This is a genomic window from Bacillus sp. 2175 (genome assembly GCF_057812155.1).
The window spans coordinates 470,933-487,450 of sequence record NZ_JBSZSU010000011.1 but is presented as its reverse complement, the minus strand read 5'-3'; the positions used below and the strand labels follow the sequence as shown (position 1 = coordinate 487,450).

The 16,518-nt window shown below is 33.1% G+C and carries 17 protein-coding genes and 1 pseudogene; 10 read left to right on the top strand and 8 right to left on the bottom strand.

Annotated features, from left to right (window positions below):
- The first annotated feature begins 870 nt into the window (after window positions 1-870).
- The 4 genes from prgP (at window position 871) to ACXKY9_RS32695 (ending at window position 2,778) form a co-directional block, all read left to right on the top strand.
- Window positions 871-1,797: a ParA superfamily DNA segregation protein PrgP gene (prgP, locus tag ACXKY9_RS32710; RefSeq protein ID WP_016097340.1), complete on the top strand. Its 927-nt coding sequence runs from the start codon at window positions 871-873 to the stop codon at window positions 1,795-1,797.
- A complete protein-coding gene (locus ACXKY9_RS32705; RefSeq protein ID WP_016097339.1) occupies window positions 1,760-2,083 on the top strand; it encodes a hypothetical protein in 324 nt (107 codons plus the stop codon). Before prgP ends, ACXKY9_RS32705 begins: the two co-directional genes overlap by 38 nt.
- A gap of 116 nt (window positions 2,084-2,199) precedes the next feature.
- Window positions 2,200-2,433, top strand: a complete 234-nt coding sequence (locus tag ACXKY9_RS32700; RefSeq protein ID WP_016097338.1) for a hypothetical protein — start codon at window positions 2,200-2,202, stop codon at window positions 2,431-2,433.
- A 15-nt stretch (window positions 2,434-2,448) separates the two neighbouring features.
- Window positions 2,449-2,778 (top strand): hypothetical protein, encoded by a 330-nt coding sequence (locus tag ACXKY9_RS32695; RefSeq protein WP_016097337.1) that lies wholly within the window; start codon window positions 2,449-2,451, stop codon window positions 2,776-2,778.
- A gap of 157 nt (window positions 2,779-2,935) precedes the next feature.
- On the opposite strand, the gene ACXKY9_RS32690 is transcribed toward ACXKY9_RS32695, so the two are convergent.
- The 5 genes from ACXKY9_RS32690 to ACXKY9_RS32670 form a co-directional block, all read right to left on the bottom strand.
- A complete protein-coding gene (locus ACXKY9_RS32690; protein WP_042882298.1) occupies window positions 2,936-3,622 on the bottom strand; it encodes a hypothetical protein in 687 nt (228 codons plus the stop codon).
- Between the two features lie 105 nt (window positions 3,623-3,727).
- A complete protein-coding gene (locus ACXKY9_RS32685) occupies window positions 3,728-5,368 on the bottom strand; it encodes a peptide ABC transporter substrate-binding protein (protein ID WP_016097335.1) in 1,641 nt (546 codons plus the stop codon).
- A 716-nt stretch (window positions 5,369-6,084) separates the two neighbouring features.
- On the bottom strand, window positions 6,085-6,213 hold the full coding sequence (locus ACXKY9_RS32680) for a hypothetical protein (protein ID WP_016097334.1): 129 nt from the start codon (window positions 6,211-6,213) through the stop codon (window positions 6,085-6,087).
- Entirely contained in the window at window positions 6,213-7,328 is a 1,116-nt protein-coding gene (locus ACXKY9_RS32675) for a response regulator aspartate phosphatase (protein ID WP_016097333.1), read from the bottom strand. Before ACXKY9_RS32675 ends, ACXKY9_RS32680 begins: the two co-directional genes overlap by 1 nt.
- A 142-nt stretch (window positions 7,329-7,470) precedes the next feature.
- Complete coding sequence (locus tag ACXKY9_RS32670; RefSeq protein WP_016097332.1) at window positions 7,471-8,106, bottom strand: DUF3967 domain-containing protein; 636 nt, start codon at window positions 8,104-8,106, stop codon at window positions 7,471-7,473.
- A 248-nt stretch (window positions 8,107-8,354) separates the two neighbouring features.
- Between ACXKY9_RS32670 and ACXKY9_RS32665 the strand changes: the two are divergent.
- From ACXKY9_RS32665 to ACXKY9_RS32655, 3 genes and pseudogenes are all read left to right on the top strand, one after another.
- A pseudogene (locus ACXKY9_RS32665) lies at window positions 8,355-8,519 on the top strand (YolD-like family protein); the annotation flags it as partial.
- A 46-nt stretch (window positions 8,520-8,565) separates the two neighbouring features.
- Window positions 8,566-8,940, top strand: coding sequence for a hypothetical protein (locus ACXKY9_RS32660; RefSeq protein WP_016097331.1), 375 nt, complete (start codon window positions 8,566-8,568; stop codon window positions 8,938-8,940).
- A gap of 151 nt (window positions 8,941-9,091) precedes the next feature.
- Window positions 9,092-10,251 (top strand): IS3-like element ISBth8 family transposase gene (locus ACXKY9_RS32655; RefSeq protein ID WP_090782881.1). Its coding sequence is split into 2 segments (ribosomal slippage): window positions 9,092-9,350 and window positions 9,350-10,251, totalling 1,161 coding nucleotides; the frame shifts between segments, so codons are not numbered across the junction.
- A 95-nt stretch (window positions 10,252-10,346) separates the two neighbouring features.
- On the opposite strand, the gene ACXKY9_RS32650 is transcribed toward ACXKY9_RS32655, so the two are convergent.
- On the bottom strand, window positions 10,347-10,592 hold the full coding sequence (locus ACXKY9_RS32650) for a hypothetical protein (protein ID WP_016097328.1): 246 nt from the start codon (window positions 10,590-10,592) through the stop codon (window positions 10,347-10,349).
- Window positions 10,593-10,668: 76 nt separating this feature from the next.
- Between ACXKY9_RS32650 and ACXKY9_RS32645 the strand changes: the two genes are divergently transcribed.
- The 3 genes from ACXKY9_RS32645 to ACXKY9_RS32635 all read left to right on the top strand — a co-directional run bounded on the left by ACXKY9_RS32645 (window position 10,669) and on the right by ACXKY9_RS32635 (window position 13,501).
- Complete coding sequence (locus ACXKY9_RS32645) at window positions 10,669-11,253, top strand: hypothetical protein (protein WP_016097327.1); 585 nt, start codon at window positions 10,669-10,671, stop codon at window positions 11,251-11,253.
- Window positions 11,254-11,913: 660 nt separating this feature from the next.
- Window positions 11,914-12,531, top strand: a complete 618-nt coding sequence (locus tag ACXKY9_RS32640) for a recombinase family protein (RefSeq protein WP_016097326.1) — start codon at window positions 11,914-11,916, stop codon at window positions 12,529-12,531.
- Window positions 12,503-13,501 carry a tyrosine-type recombinase/integrase gene (locus ACXKY9_RS32635; RefSeq protein WP_016097325.1) on the top strand — a complete coding sequence of 333 codons (999 nt, stop codon included), beginning with the start codon at window positions 12,503-12,505 and terminating at the stop codon, window positions 13,499-13,501. Before ACXKY9_RS32640 ends, ACXKY9_RS32635 begins: the two co-directional genes overlap by 29 nt.
- 389 nt (window positions 13,502-13,890) lie before the next feature.
- Here the strand turns inward: ACXKY9_RS32635 and ACXKY9_RS32630 are convergent, their stop codons facing one another.
- Together ACXKY9_RS32630 and ACXKY9_RS32625 are read right to left on the bottom strand one after the other, a co-directional pair.
- The gene (locus ACXKY9_RS32630; protein WP_016097323.1) at window positions 13,891-14,337 is read right to left on the bottom strand and encodes a CPBP family intramembrane glutamic endopeptidase; all 447 of its coding nucleotides are present in this window, start codon (window positions 14,335-14,337) and stop codon (window positions 13,891-13,893) included.
- Between the two features lie 29 nt (window positions 14,338-14,366).
- Entirely contained in the window at window positions 14,367-16,508 is a 2,142-nt protein-coding gene (locus ACXKY9_RS32625) for a type IA DNA topoisomerase (protein WP_016097322.1), read from the bottom strand.
- Window positions 16,509-16,518: the final 10 nt, after the last annotated feature.

The window sequence follows — 16,518 nt, the reverse complement described above, 5'->3', positions numbered from 1 at the left end:
GTTGAACCTCCTTTCCACTGATTTTTTACAACAAAAAAGGTGAGCAGTTATATCACTGCTCACCTTAATAAATAGACTTCCCAAGATTGCATACAAAGGCAGAAAAATCCATACTTAAACATGCTTAAAAATGCACTTAAAGAAGGGTTTCTATCTTTACAAATCTACTCTAATTAACTATACTAAGAAGAGATATTTTATATCTCAATAGCATAGTTAATTAGAACGGTTTGGGAAGTTTACTCACTGGTAGTCGCAGTGACGTAAATGGAATACAAGATGTTGTCAGCAAATTGTATTCACCAAGAAGTAGAAATGTTGTCAGCAAATCTACTTCCCCTGTCTGGTTTGAGACCTCAGAAATCTCGAACTAAACAGCCGTTCTTTTTTTATTTGTTTTTTTCTGTTTTATGTGTCTTATATATTCTACAAATTCTTACGAATTTCTTATGTATATTATCAAACTAAATCGTATTGTGTTGAGAAACTTGTTGTCTATTACGTTACAACAAGTTTTTTTATTTGTAAATATCGAAAAAAGATACATATTAAATATACACCCCTAAAAGAAGAAAAGATACATGTATCTTTGTATCTTTGTATCCTTGTATCTTTGTATCCTTGTATCTTTGTATCCTTGTATCTTTGTATCCTCTTAATCTTGTATTCTTGAATGACTTATAAAATGTTGATTTAACAGCATTTATTATAGAATTATCTTTTGGTTTCCCATAAAAAAATAGTAAAATATAAAAAAGGATACATTTATCCTTTTCATGTTATTGCTCATATGTTATGATTGATTTAGGATACAAAGATACATGTATCTTTTGTTACAATTGTGTTACATTTAAAAAGGAGTGAATCTCTATGAAAAAAGGACACGTAATAATTAACGCCCAACAAAAAGGGGGCGTAGGAAAAACTACTGACTCTTGTATGGAATCTCTTGTAGCTTCTCTAGTATTTAATAAGAAAGTTTTATTCATTGATACAGACCTTCAGGGAAACGGGACTACATTCTTAGCAAAATCCTTTAAAATAGAAGAAATGCAAAAAACATTAATGAAATGTTTAGAAGATGGTAATCTATCAGATGGTATTATAAAACTTCATGAAAACCTTGATATGATTCCATGCGGTTACGATATGAGAAAGTACACAGATTTTTTAATTGAAAACTTTAAGACTACTAAAGATAGAACTTTTTATTTTGCAAAGTTGCTAGATAAAATTAAATACGACTATGACTACATATTCATTGATATTCCACCTTCCACTGACCTGAAAGTGGATAATGCTATGGTAGCAAGCGACTTTGTTATAGTAGTGCAAGAGACGCAACAATTTTCTTATGAGGGAAGTCAAAGGTTAATCTTTGATTATCTACAAACCTTAGTTGATGACTTTGGACACCTTGTAAAAATGAACGTAGTTGGAATTTTACCTGTATTATTGCAGAAGAAGCGTTCATTGCACAACGAGATTGTTAAAAATACCATTGATACTTTTGGTGAAGAAAATGTCTTCAGTACAATAATAAATAATCATGCTCGCCTAGAATGGTATCCACGTATTGGTTTCCAATTCGAAGATCACCACGATAAGAGAATGTTAGCTCTATTCTGCGACATTTTCTGCGAACTTGAAGAAAGAATTCATCTATTTGAAACTAAAGGTGATATTGTAGATTATAAATATACTCCTAAATATTTCGTAGATAACAAACTTACTAAGTTAGGGAAAGGAATTGATATAGGTGAGTTTACTAAAGAGAGAGCAACCCAAAGATCCTAAGATTACTGAAGCTGCGGATGTGACAAGAGAAGTAGAAGAACATACACCCTCTTCTCAAACAATAGCGGAGGCAACAAACCAACAAAAAAAACAAGTCGGTTCGCAAAATCGTAAAAATATAAAAGTTTCTCCTGATACATTTAGCCTGATTGAAAATATCTGTACTTTAAGAAGCTTAAAAAAATATGAAGTAATAGATGAACTACTCGCAAACTTTATAAAAAACGAATTGACTGAAAGAGAACAGAAGCTACTTCAAACTCTTAGTTCTAAAGAGGATATATAGAGATACGCATTATGCCGTATCTTTTTATTTTAGGATACATGTATCTTTGTATCTTTGTATCTTTGTATCTTTGTATCTTTGTATCCTAAAAATTTAAATTACAAAGGAGGTTTCTCATGAGAACCCTTACTATTATTGCCTTAGTTGTCATATGCTTAGTATTTTTTAACGTAATTTCTATACATACAATCGGGACATTAGCTGCCATAATCGGAGTCATAATAGCAATTATACTTGGTGCTTATTTCTTATATCGGTTTGCTCTTGGATTTCTTGCTCTATTTACAACTTTCATAGGTGTTATTTTAGTGATCTGCTTAATTACATATGCTGCAACTCATTTAATTTAAAAGGAGAAGTGAATCATGAATGCACTAAAAGAAAATAAAAAACAAGTTTCTTTCTTTGAAACATTTTTCAAAAATCACCCAATCAAGAATGATGTATTTGTTATAGAAGCAAATGAAAAATACTTCTTTTTTGAATACGACACTGTCATTAGTATGATTAATAACTTTAGTCAAAAAGAACAAGATTATATAAGAAGGCAACTGCAACTGTACAATTACCTAAGACAAGATTTATCAATTTGTTTAATGCAAATTGCAACTGATTATGTTAGAAGACTTATAGGAGAACATAAAAAAACAGAGTGCAGAATCCTACCTCTACACTCCATTTATAATCACAGCTAAAGAATATGAAACTTCTTTAATGCAATATACCTTACTAGAATTATACTATATCCCTACAGTACTTGTAACTAAAATGGAGTCCTTAATCGGAATCCATTTTTTTCTATTAAACCTTTTTATTCTATGAGTTTATTAAAAAAGAAACATGGAGTCCTACTTAAAACTCTAATTTTTCACCTGTTTTCAAATTATCTATATAACCCAAACGTAAACTATGAAACTTATCTAAACTTTCCATAGCCCCTGCAAATTCTAGAATACACGGAATTTCCTTCTTTGATTGAAAAGAAATTACTTTCGCCTGTGGTATTTTATGATCGGTTTGTAACTTCTTCACCCCAACACCTAATTCTTGATATAAAATTCTATTGATATTACTAAGTACATCTTCTGATCCATGTATACGCAATCTAGGTCTTATATAACTCCGATTCTTCCTTTTCTCCGTTAGTACCATTAAATCATGCGATAATTTTATGTATGTGGAAACAAATACTTTTTCATTAAATTCACCTTGTGGAAAAATTCGATTCTTCTCTTGAATGGAAGTCCAGCCCATCTCTAGAATCATCTTATAGAAAGGATGTCTAAGGTTAATTAGTGTGTGCCAAAAATCTATTTTATCTTCCTTTTTCCTAGAAAAATGACTGACTGAATTACTTCCAACAATCAATTCACAAAAACGAATGGGTACATCCTTTCTTTTATTTCTTATAGAAAAGTAAGTTGCTCTTTTGCATCCATACCTCCAAGAAATTGCTAAAGCTTCAGCAAATTGATCTGATTTTATAAACTCCTGAAATTCTAGTTCTTCTTCTTCTGTTAATCTAAATCTCCTATCCATAATTCTATTACCATCCCTAACTTCATCTACTACATACACAAACTGGAATATTCATTTCAGTCCTCTATCAAAAAGAGTTTTTATCAGCCTTTTTTAGAGCAGATTTTATTTATTATCCAACTCAACCCACTTATAATTAAATTCTCCACCAAAATCATTCGTGACAATGCCTTTTACAGAAGAACGTTGTAAGTATGATCTACCTAGTTGGTAGAAAGGTGCGACCGCTCCATCTTCTATTAATATTTTTTCAGCCTGCTTCATCGCTTCCCAACGAGCTTTCTCATTACCAGCTAAATTCGTTTTCACTTCATGAATTAGATCATCATATTGTTTATTTGAGTACTTATCAAAGTTATAGGTACTGTCCGTCGTAAATAAATCTAAAAATGTAATTGGATCAGGAATATCAGGAGACCATACATCAACCCCTAATTCGTAATCACTATTTAGAAGTAATTGAATTTGTTGTTTACGTGGCTGCGGCTTAACGTTGACCGTTAACCCTTCTAAATTCTTTTCTAACTCACCTTTTAAATACTCCGCATTCTTCTTGGCTAAATCATTATCACTTGTTAATAATTCTAATGTTACTTGCTCTTTCCCAAGTTCTTGCTTTGCCTTCTTCCAGTTCTCCTCTGCTGCCTTCACATCGTCTTTTACTAACGTTCCATTTTCTTTTCGGAAGTCTTGCCCGTCTGTTCCTTTAGCGAAATTAACTGGTATAAAACCATCCGCAGGGAGTGAACCATTGTTTAACACTGTATCTACAAAGGCTTTCTTATTCATTGCCTGACTTATAGCCAAGCGAGCATTTTTATTTTTTAATACTTCGTTCTTTTGATTCATACGTAAAAACTGGACAGTAACTTCAGAGCGTTCCTTGAAGTCAGGATTCTTTCTATATTTATCTACAAATTCACCTGTTAGTCCTACACGGTCAATTTGACCTGATTCATATAAATTTATTTCTGTTGATTTATCTTTTACAATATCAAAGTTGATTTCGTCTAACTTAACTGTTTTAGCATCCCAATAATTCGGATTCTTCTTTAACTGAAAACCTTGTTCATGCTTCCAATTATCTAACGTAAATGCTCCATTATAAACTAATTGATCTGCTTCTAAACCATACTGCTTCCCTTTTGATTCAAAATACTTCTCATTAATCGGTAAGAACGTTGCGAACGTTGTCAAATCTATAAAGTAGGGAACAGGCTGTTCTAATTGTATTTCTAATGTTTTATCATCTATTGCTTTTACCCCTAGCTGATCTATAGGTAACTCTTTACTATTAATTTTCTTTGCATTCTTTATATCAAAGAATAAAAACGCATATTCTGCCGCTGTATCAGGGTTCACAGCTCTTTTCCAAGAAAACACGAAGTCTTCAGCTGTTACAGGTGTTCCATTTGACCATTTTGAATCCCTCAAATGGAATGTGTATGTTTTTTTATCTTCACTCACATCGTACGATTTTGCTACTGCTGGTATTGCCGTATTTCCTTCCCCTAATGTATATAAACCTTCAAATACGTTTTTCATTACATTCATAGAATCACCGTCAGTTGCCTTGCTGACATCCATCGTTGGGATTTCCGCCATATACGGTAAATGAATGGATTGTGTTTTTGAATCTTTATCATTTGCATTTGCTGTATTTTCTTTCTTTTCACTACTACACGCTGTGAGTAAAAAGCTAGCTCCTAAAACAGCAGCCATAATAGGCATTACTTTTTTTAACATGTTTATTTTCTCCCTCTCTACGTACGGTTCATAGCATTAGATTATCTAGTTGTATATCGCCTAGAAGAAGCAAACTTTGCCCCCAAGTAATAAACCTCGTAAATCTTTCGCCAGTATAAAACGTAGCACCCAAAGATGGGCATGTCAATTGGACAAATTATAAATTTTAATATTTAAATCATAAATTATAAAGATATTTACTATAAATTGTTGTGTAATGATATCTTTAAGCCCTCTTCTGAAAAACGGATCTTTATTTTCGTTTTTAACGGTACATACAACTGAAATTAATACAATTACACTAAAGTTACTAAAAATCACACATACGGATTCATAGAACCCTTAAACGAAATCCTGTGAAAATCATTTCAAATTCTAACTTCCATCCTCTTTTTAGGTCTTGGATTACATATATCTATCTTTACGGTATGTGAAATTATTTATCTAACGAAAAATAACACAATAATAGTCCCACTATAAGAACTATTATTGCGTTATTAAAATATTTAATTACAATTCAATGATTCAAATTGTGATAGAAAGCATATTTAAAAAGGAATCCCAACTTAATATATATTCTTCATTATCAAATTATCACTCTTATAAATTTAGAATACCTATACATTTTTTACAAATATTGTTATACTAAAAGGAATCAAATCATTACCCCATTAACAAGGGGACTCCATAATTGGAGTCCCCTTGTTAATTAGCAATCAAAAATGATCAGCATGTGAGTATTGTATAATCTCTTCCTTTTTTAAAGCATGTTGTGTATCACCTGTATTGTTACTAAATGATAATGCTATAACTAATCCTAATATCGCTAACACAAGCTTCTTCATTATTTTAACGCCCCTTTGCTTAGTAATTTTTGTTTCGCTTCGTAACATGCATCGAAATAATCACTAACTTTTTCATGCTCATTCAATTTGCGGAAGCGAACCGCTAATACTTCTGCATATTCCTCTACAAAATCCCATAAACCCTGTTTTTCGAAGTACGGAATACTTTTATTCACTTCTTCTTCTAATAGTTTAATTGCTTCATCTTCATTAAGAGAACGTAAAATATTGAAATGATATACATACTCTTCATTTCCTAATTCCATACAAACTGCTAATCCTTTTTCAATAAGTTCTTGTGCAACATTTGTTTCTCTTAGCTTATAGTGTTCACGTGCTTGTAAGAATAATGCTTTAAAGTGTGTAGGAATCTTCTCTGTTACTTCTGATAAATGACGAATCGCTAATGTAGATAAGTTTTGAGTTGCATATAATAATCCTAGATTATGTCTTACTACTAAAATCAATTTTTCTTCATTATGTTTTTGCAACAGGTCAATAGAACGATTCAGATGTTCTTCCGCTTTTTCAAATTGTTTTAAGAATATACAAGCTGTCCCTAGTGTGTTTTCGCAAGAAGCAACTTTCACCTCATATCCAGCATGCTTTTCAAAAATTTCTTTCGCTTTATTTGCGTATTCAATAGATATTAGCATACTAGACATATGATGATTTAACACCGCATATTTTTGATTAAACTCTGCATGCTCTAATTCATCGGAAATATGCTCTAATAAGCTTTCAGCTTCTTCATATTGTCTTCTTGCTTCATTGTAATTACTAAACATCAAAGCATGTTCTGCTTTAAAAGAATGATAATAATAAGCTATGAGTTTATCTGTCGTTTTATTGATTGTATCAATTGCTTCAAAACTATCTTTTCGAATACTTACTCGATCAGTTAGCATTCTGTATTTAAAGTCTAGTAAAGAATAATATAATAATAAGTTTTGATTTTGTTTTTCTTTTTCTTCTGTATGTTTAATCTGTTCTATTTTTTCATCTATTTCTTTTTTCACTTCAGCTGCTTTTATAATTTGCTGCGACAACATCATTTGATAAAAATCATTAAGTTGTTGCATAACTGCTTCATGCGTGAAAAGATTTGTGCTCATATCACTACGTCCTCCTCAACCACTTTCATTTACCTAAATATTAACATAATTCTGCAAATTACATAAGAGTTTGACTTGTAATTATAAGTTTCTAAAAAAAATTCAGAATTTTAAAATCACAATTACACTTCAGTATAAGTGCTCATTTCCAAAACATCCACCAAGATTTCTTTTTTACTGCCGCTATTTCTTCCCGGGCTAATACAATAGTACGTTTTGCATCTTGAATCTCTCTTACCATCTTCATAAGGTTATCATCTCTTATCTCTAACCTTTTTTCTATCCTTTCTTCACGTTCCTTCCGATCTTTCATATCTTCTCTTAATAATTTATTTCTTCCTTTAATATCCTCTGCAATTAACTTATTCCTTTGATCTATACGATTCCCTAGTCTATTTTCCATTTCTAAAAGGTTAGCTTGCTGCACCTTATTGATTTCTTTTATCATAGCGCTATATTGTTGTTGAAATTGATACTGCATTTGATAAGGAACTGGATCTGCACCTTGGGACTCCTCTTTCTTATTATCGATTCCAAACTGCTTCGCAATCATTTTCGCAGCCTTCTCTAAAGTCATGCCCTCTTGCTTACTCAACTCTACTAACTGTTCAATAACTACAACATCAAACTCAGTATATTCCCTTCTTCCTCTACTATTCTTTCTTACATCATATCCTTCTCGTTCAAGAACATCCGAATACTTTCTAAGAGTGCTGCTACTTACTTCTAACCGACTATAGACCTCATTGCTGGTATATACTATCTCCGCTTCTGACATAGCGCTATGCCACCTCCTATAATGAAAATTCCATATTAAAGGAATAATCCCTTTTAGAATCCATCGACGAAGCTCGCACGGTCTTTGCTATGTTTTGTCGGAATAAAGGGACTTGAAAACAAATAAAAAATCTTTAAATTTCCACTTAAAATATATGGTCGGGATAAGTATAATGCCTAACATGCAGAAAAAAAGGAGGAAATATTACGAAAAAGAAAAAGGCACATAAAAGAACGAGCAAATTAAACTTAAATGAAGAAGAAATAATAATTACATATTATGAAGATGGTTATTTACTCTCTAGTTATATGACTATTTTCGATATTGACCCATCAAATAGCGCTGTCATATGTACGGATGCTTTTTATAACAAGATAAAACTGCAATTTTCTAATATAATAGGTGTAAAATAGAACAAATTAACGTTATCAAGTTAGATTCATTTAAGGGAGTGTAAAAATGCAAGGGAATCAATTAAAGAAGAACACAGCAGGAGTAGTTATTCATAATGATATTAAAAAATACCCCTTTCTAAATATACCTATGATTATTAATGAGGAAGACGGAATGGTTTATGAGGTATTAAACGCTGGTTTTTACACTAATGATGCAGTAGCAATGATAACAACGGATGATTTTACTACAACCAGGGTAAATGCACCGATTATAACAGTAAAAAACAATGATGGTAGTATTCAAGCATATCGTTTACCTTTAGAACTAGAACATTGGGTACTTTCTTGTATGCGTGCTGCTTCAGTAGAAAAAAATCCGTTTCCATGTAAAGTTGCTTTTGGAATCATCGACACTAAATTTTATGTGGAATTCAAGTGAAATAAGAACACGATTGGGTTGAATCAATTAAAATAATAAAACTATAAAAAAGAGAAGGGTACTTGGTATTATCCCCTATAGGTAGACAGTAAAAAAAGAGTCCATCTGATATGATGGACTCAATACTGTTTTATCTGGAGGGGATTTTTTTATGGCAAGAAAAGGACAATCATTTCAAAAATATACAGAAGAACTAAAGCGAGAAGCAGTTCGTCTTCGATTAGAAGAGAGAAAATCATTGCGAGAAATTCGTGAACAACTCGGTGTGAAGAGCGATGCCCAGATTATTGAGTGGGTAAAACGTGTGCAACAGGGGGAGTCCTTTGATGATCAACGTGGTGTCTGGAATCGAAAGAATTTTAATAGTCTAGAAGAAGAAAATGCTTATTTGAAGGCACAGGTTGAGTATTTAAAAAAGCACAATCCAAATCTACACGGGAAGGAATGGTCCTAAAGAAAGAACGATTTTCTCTTATCGATTCATTACGCCAAGCCTATCCACTCCGATGGTTGCTTCAAATCGCGGAAGTTTCTAAGGCTGGCTACTATAAATGGCGGAAATATCATAACGTGCAGCGTTTACGTCAGAAAAGGGATATGTGGCATAAAGAACATATTTTATCTATTCATCGTCAGCACCCTTACTATGGGTATAAACGTATGACTCGTGCTTTGGCTCGAGAAGGAATGGTAATGAATCATAAACGTGTTCGTCGTCTTATGAGAGAGCTGGGTATTCAATCTATCATTCGAAAAAAACGTCCGTTTTATGGAAGAAAAACATCTGTGGTATTTAAAAATCATTTGAATCGAGAGTTTCAAGCTGAAAAGCAAAACCAAAAATTCGTAACAGATATTACTTATGTACGAATCGGAGAACAATTTGCCTATTTGTCAGCTGTGTTAGATCTATACAACAATGAAATTGTTGCCTGGAAGCTATCTTCAAGAAATGATTTAGATTTGGTTTTAACTACATTACGTCAATTAGAAGGAAAGTCATTAACTACTAAGCCCCTTTTCCATTCAGATCAAGGGTTTCAATATACATCTAAATCCTACGCAAAACAGTTAGAGAAATTAGGATTTGTCGGTAATCATTCTAGACGTGGAAACTGTTTTGATAATGCGTGTATCGAATCATTCTTCTCACATTTAAAAACAGAGAAGTTGTATTTAGTGCGCCCAAAAACATATGAAATGGCCTACCGAGCAATTCAAGAATATATTCAATTTTATAATACAGAAAGATTCCAAGAAAAACTTCACGGCCTTTCCCCGATAGAATATCGGGAAAAGGCCGTGGCATAATACTCTTTTTATTACTGTCTACTTGACAGGGAGATGACCAACTTCCCTCTCTTTTTTTATTTGCCTCAAGTTTCTAACTTTAAAATATATTCTAATTAATAATTGTAAAGAAGTACAATCGGCACTACAGCAATAAGAAAAGCAATTACACTAATTTGCATATTTTGTTTTCTATTCACTCTGTTTTTTAAAAATAGATATGCAAATGAATTAATAAGTAAAATTGCTACATAGATCCCTGCATAACCAAGTGGAGAAGTAACTATATCCCATAAAAATATCAATCCAGTACCAATAAATATGCTCAAAAAATAAATAGAAAATAATAGAATTTTTTCCAAAAAATATCTTCCTTTCATTATTTATTTCTTGTATAATCCTATTATAGTAAAAATTTTCTAAAAATAGGAGGTTATTATGAGAAAAAATAAAATTTGTTTATCTGTTTGTGCCACTGCATTAACATTGGTTTCAACACTCTCAATTTTTAGCGAAAACAAGGTAGCAGCTGATACTATTGAAAACACGACAATTCAACAAACGCAAGAATCAAATGATCTTAATCAAATTAAAATACCAATCAACGATATCAACGATTTAGACCTAGAAGCACTAGGATTTACTCCTTCACAAATCAATGACTTTAAAAATTCAACTTCTCCTAATAGTCTAGCACCCTTAGCCGCTGCAAAAACTCAATATGTATATTGGAATAAAGCAAAATTACAAGGTGTCTTATGTCGTTCTTTATCATCATTACCAACCGGAAAACCCCTTGGTGATTGGATACTTTCTCAAGGAATAGCACTACTTGGACCAGCACTATCAAAGTCAGTAGGATTATCACTTGCATTTATTAATACAGCTTTAAAAAAGAGAGTTAGTTTTTTACAAAACGCTTTAACACAAGTCCGATTTGGACAAGCTACTGGTATTCGAATTGCAATTGAACCTAATCCTGGTGGATACCCTGCTGCTTACGTAACAATGAGCATTTATTAATAGTAATAAAAAAGAATGCAGATATTTAATCTGCATTCTTTTTTTAATGTGAAAATAAATATTATTGCTCTTTGGAAACATACACTCTTTCTTCTCTCTTGCTTCATCATGTTTCTTCTATTTAATCTTTGAATATCCACATTAGAATTCTCACCGCTATATCAATAAGTCACATCATCCGATCAAATTCACAATTTCTCTTTTCTTCCAAACGAATTTTCTCTTTTTGTTCTTTCACTTTTATTTCGATGTAGTTTTTTTACGCTTTTCTTTCTTCATAAATCTCAGACCCTCTTTCTATATATTTGAATTGTCTACTATTGATATATCGAATTCCACATTACGAGTAATATCAGGTGCCAAAAAAATTATCAGACACAGTGTCGTTTATTTCACTCATGTGTATTATCATCTTTAGATAATTTATTAAATATATAATTATATAAAAAAATAGAATTTTTAACACTATAAACTTAAACAAAAAGTCAACTACAACTATCCTGAAAGGTACACCTTTTGAAGTACATTAAACTCTATTAAATTTAATACTTCAAAAGGTTAAAAACCGTATTTTTGAAGTATTAAAAAATTAAAGATACCTTTTGAAGTATTTTTGTTATAATTTTAGTAGAACCAATTTTGAAGGGATGTCTATTTATTTTGAATACAAGAAAATTTGGATATATAAGAGTCAGTAGCAAAGACCAAAATGAGGATCGTCAACTTGAAGCGATGAAACGACTCATCACTGATGAACGAGATATTTTTATCGATAAGCAGAGCGGAAGAGACTTTAACCGTGAACAATACCAACTTCTAAAACGCATGTTAAGAAAAGATGATATTTTATATATCCATTCCCTGGATCGGTTCGGAAGAAATAAAGAAGCTATCCTTGAGGAATGGAAAGATATTACCCAAAATATACAGGCTCATATTATCGTATTAGATATGCCACTTTTAGATACAACTCAATATAAAGATAGTTTAGGGACTCTTATTACTGATTTGGTACTTCAAATCTTATCGTGGCTTGCTGAAGAGGAACGAACAAAAATAAAAACTCGCCAACGTGAGGGTATTGACGCTGCAAAGAAAAAAGGAAAACATTTAGGAAGACCCAGAACTGAAATAACTCCAGAATTTATTAATGCCTATAATATGTGGAAACACGGACAGATAACAGCGCTATATGCTATGGAAATGTGTAATATGAGTAGCCCTACATTTTATAGAGTGGTTAAAAGATTTGAAGATAGGAGGAATAAAAATCAATAACATTACAAGAAAAAACCAAGATACAATACAAGGATTTTCATCTTATTTATTAAATAAAGGGCGAAAACCCTCTACGATTAAGCGATATATCTATGATGTAGAAAGCTGTATTCAATGGCTGCATCAATCAGGAAGATTCTCGGACTCTGAAGAAATGAATTGGGAATCCCTATATAAGAAGGATTTCGAAGCATTTTTTAATTATTTAATAGAAGAACGCCAATACTCCGATAAAACGGTACATCGTATTTACATCGTTCTTAATAGGCTGTACGAATATTTAGATTTACCTAGCCCCATTGAAGGTGTTGTTCACATAGCTCCACCTGATCGTGCATTGCGTACTGAAGACTTTATCAGCATTCAAGAAGAGGAACGCCTAAAACAAGTATCCGCATCATTAGAGGGGCTGACAGAAAAACAACGAACTAGCCGTCCTATGATTTTAGAACGAAATCTTTCTATTATAATCTTGCTCCTAGACTACGGATTATCTCTACATGAGCTTGTCGCTTTACGAATGAAACATGTACATTTTGAGAACAATACACTATCTATTCCTGAAGACACAAAGATTAATCGTACAATCCAGTTAAAAGAAGTAGATAAATTACACTTATATCATTACTATAAAACTATTCCCGAACCAGTACGCCCAAGATATCACAGTGATGATCCACTCTTTGTTGCTTTTCACTTTAGGTTGGGGACTTATCTTTGGAGTTATGACAATGACGCACCAAAATTTCTAACGGACATGTCAGTTCAAAAAATGATTCGTTTAGAGATAAAACGAGCAAATTTAAGGAAAGGGATTTCTGCACAACATTTTCGAAATACCTTTATTTTAAAGATGATTCAACAGCAATACACAGCTGAAGATATTGTTAAGCAAGTCGGCTTTAAAACTGACGTATCCTTAAAAAGGTACTATACATACTATGAGAAAACTAACGAGAACAAGGGTTAAAACACTGCACTTGCTATATAAATTTTATATAGCTACAGATTTTTCAGGTGAGATGGAGGTGTTAAGATGAAGAAAAATAAGGAGTCATATTTTATACACAAATACACCTTGCGAGACCAGACTACTAAATCTATTAAAATCGAGTCGTGGCGTTCATTAAGGGAAGAAATGCAAGTATTAGGCATAACGGATAGCGACATTTTTCAAATGCAAATGATTAAAATAAAGCCAAATTAAAAGCGCCATAACGTTATGTTATTGCGCTTTTAACTTATTCATATCACTCCAATTTTCAAATTAGACGTGGAAGAAGAACCAATCATTGTTGGTTATAACGTGAGAGTAATTCGATATTGTGGACATGTATATATGTTAACATGTGTACATTTTTAATAAAGGCTTGTAGCCAAAAATACAAATGAATTAAATAATATATGCGCTACTATTGGTACTTTTATATCTCTGGTCTTTTCGTAACTCCATGCATATAAACAACCATTTACAAAGTAAGGGAAGAAGAACCAATCAAAATGCACGGCTGCAAAGATACCATTAGCGATGAGAATCGCTGTTGTACGATTGATTCGTTCAAACAGTTTTTCTATTCCAAACGGTAGAATCTTTCTGAAAATCCATTCTTCAATTACAGGAGCAATTAATAGAGGGACAATTAAATAGAAGATATTCAATTCTACTTTTGCATTCACCTGTTCTGCATTGCCTGTGTCGATTCCAAAATAGCTTTTTATATAGGAAAAAAAGAGAGTGGACACGATAGCTAGTCCAGTCGTCATTAACACCCATTTTCCCTTTTCTACTAATCTTTTTACATTCAACTTTCTTCTCCCCTTACTATGATTCTCGTTTATTTTTTAGCAAATTCAAATGTGATCTTTCCGCTAGAATCAAGCTTCAAATACGCATCAAATTCTTTTCCTGATTTCCCTTTCATTCCTTTAATTAATCCTGTTTTCTTACCCGTTAATAATTTTTTAACGTTTGCTTCGCTAATTTTCTTTGTTAAAAATTCGCTCGGAAGAGAGAACTTACAACCTTCCTTATAACCTGTACAACCGTAAAATGTTTTGCGATTCGCTATGCCTTTGCCACATTTCGGGCATTTCCCTACGGAATCCTTTGTTTTCATTTCTTGTACTTTGCTATCTATCTGAAGCTCACCAATTGACTTCGTAGCGTTGACGATCAATTGCTTGGTAAATTCCCCTGTCTTCGCTACAAACACCTCTTTAGAGCCTTGTTTCTTCCCGATTTTACGCAAATACCCTTCCCATTGCGCTGTCATTTCGGGCTTCGCTAATAACGTGCCGCCCACGGCTTCGCAAAGAATTTCACCTTTCGGTGTAACCGTCACTTTATTCTTTTTCACTTCTATATATTCTTGCTTTTTGAGCGTTTCAATGATGCCAGCTCGTGTTGCTTCCGTACCAAGTCCTTCTACTTCTTTTAGGATGCTTTTACTTTCTTCATCTTCTACTGAAGCGCCGCATGTTTTCATTAAAGTAATAAGTTGTCCCTCTGTATAAGGATTTGGTGGTGTTGTGATGCCTTCTTTTGTCTGTATCTTCCCTTGTACAAGTTCGCCTTTTTGTACAACTGGAAGGAGGGATTCCCTGTCTTCGCTCTCTTCTTCGCTTGGTTGATCTGTTTTATAAAGTTCTTTCCATCCTAACGCTTTTTCCGATTTTCCTTTTGTCGTAAACTCTAACCCATTCATATCTGTTGTAATAATTGTTTCTTCATATTCGTAAGGCGCATGGAACATGCCTAACACACTCTTTAACACTTCCGTATACAAGTTGCGCTGCTTGTCCGTTAATTGATCTACCTTTTGTTTCGAAGGAACATTTTTAGTCGCTATAACGGCATAGTGCTCCTGTACTTTTTGATTATCGACGTAGCGTTTATTCGGATCTAATGATTTTGGTTGGAAGGATACTCCTATAATAGATTGATATCCCTCTAGGTTTCGGACTAAATAAGCAAATTCATTTTCTGTAATGAAATTACAGTCTGTTCGTGGATAGGTCACAAGTTTTGCTTCGTATAGCTCTTGGACAATTTTCAACGTATCGGCAGGTGAATACTTGTACTTTTTATTCGCTAAAGCCTGTAAGGAAGAAAGAGAGAACAACTTTGGCGCTTCTTGTTTCTTCGGTTTTACTTCAACGGATTTTACTGCACCTTGCTGATTCGCTCCTTCAGACAGCTGATGTTTCTTCAGTAGCAATTCCACTTCATTTTTCGTTTGGAATCGCTCTTTGTATCTTCCCTTGTATGTTCCGTTCATCCCTTTAAACTGTCCTTCTAGTTCAAAGAAAGGGGATGGCTTAAAGTGTTTGATGTCCTGCTGCCGTTGGTTAATGAGACATAAAACAGGGGTTTGCACACGCCCAACGCTGTAAACACCTTGTACGCCTTTTTGACGTAATAACAGCGTATATAATCGGCTCGCATTCATACCAATTGCCCAATCACTAATTTGACGAGCCTGTGCTTCAGCAAACATACTCTCAAACTCCGAGCCTTCCTTCAAGTTCTGAAATCCTTTTTTAATTTCATCCACTTCTAAGCTGTTGATCCAAAGGCGTTTCATTTTTTTAGAAGAACAGCCCGCTTCTTGAATGATTAAACGTGCGATTGCTTCACCCTCTCTATCAATATCCGTTGCAATTGTAATACAATCTGCTTCCTTCATTAATTTTTTTACAACGTTGAACTGCTTTCTTTTATCGGCTGATACTTTATATCCGTAGCGCTCCGGTAAAATTGGCAATTGTGACATATCCCATTTTTCCCACTCTGCTTTATAATCTTGTGGTGCTTTCAATTCCACTAAATGCCCATATCCCCATGTAATATTCGCTCCATTCGGCATTAAGGAACAAGGCGCAATAGAAAAGTAGCCATCCTTCTTCTCAACTTTCGGGAATGCTTCTGTATACGCTTTCGCTTGTGATGGTTTCTCCGCAATAATTAATGTAGTCATGTGTATTACT